The following is a 940-nucleotide window of genomic DNA, read 5'->3' as shown; positions in this document are numbered from 1 at the left end:
GCACGATCTACATCCTCGACTCCGGCAACAACCGCGTTGTCCTGCTGGATCAGCGGATGGAGCCGCGAGGCGTCGTCGACAGCTTCGTGAACGGCGGCAGCGCCGACAGCTTCGCCAATCCGCAGGGGCTGTTCGTCGCCGACAACGGACATCTGTACGTCGCCGACAGCGGCAATCAGCGGGTCGTCCATCTCGATGAGCAGGGCAAGCTGGTGAAGATCATCGACGCGCCGGAGTCGGAGCTGCTGCAGGCGAACTTCGTCTTCAATCCGGTCCGCCTCGTCGTCGACACGAGCGAGCGCGTATACGTGATGGCGGCTGGCGTGTTTGACGGCTTCATGGAATTCAACTCCGACGGCACCTTCTCCACCTTCATCGGGGCCAATCGTGTCTATGTCGACCCGATGGAGTATCTGTGGAAGATGTTGGCGACGCGCCAGCAGCGCAGCCAGATGGTCATGTTCACGCCGACCGAGTTCACCAATCTGGACATCAACGACGAGGGCTTCATCTATGCGACCAACGGCGATCGCTTCGGCGACCCGATCAAGAAGCTCAATGCGCAAGGCGCCGATATCCTGCGCCGGGAGGGCAACTACACGCCGCAGGGCGATCTCATCTTCAGGAGCGCTACGGGACCGTCGAGGCTGATCGATATCGATGTCGGCGACAGCGAGATGTACTCGGTGCTCGACGCCAGGCTGGGCCGGGTGTTCACTTACAACGGCGACGGCCATCTGCTGTACATCTTCGGCGGACTCGGCAACCGGCTGGGCGAGTTCAACACGCCGGTGGCGATCGCCCGGTCGGGCGACGATATCCTCGTCCTCGACAAGGCGCTCGGCGAGCTCACCCGCTTCCAGACGACCGAGTACGGACGCGTGCTCAACGAGGCGGTGCGCAGCTATCATCGCGGCGACGAGGCATCGGCGGCCCCCCC

The 940-nt window shown here is 63.2% G+C and carries 1 pseudogene; it reads left to right on the top strand.

Annotated elements, in window-relative coordinates:
• Positions 1 to 940: pseudogene (locus tag PA598K_RS31430) on the top strand (hypothetical protein); the annotation flags it as partial.

Origin of the sequence: Paenibacillus sp. 598K (assembly GCF_003851045.1) — a bacterium.
Lineage (GTDB): Bacteria > Bacillota > Bacilli > Paenibacillales > Paenibacillaceae > Paenibacillus_D.
The sequence above is the reverse complement of the archived record's forward strand: the minus strand, read 5'-3'. Positions and strand labels throughout refer to the sequence as shown.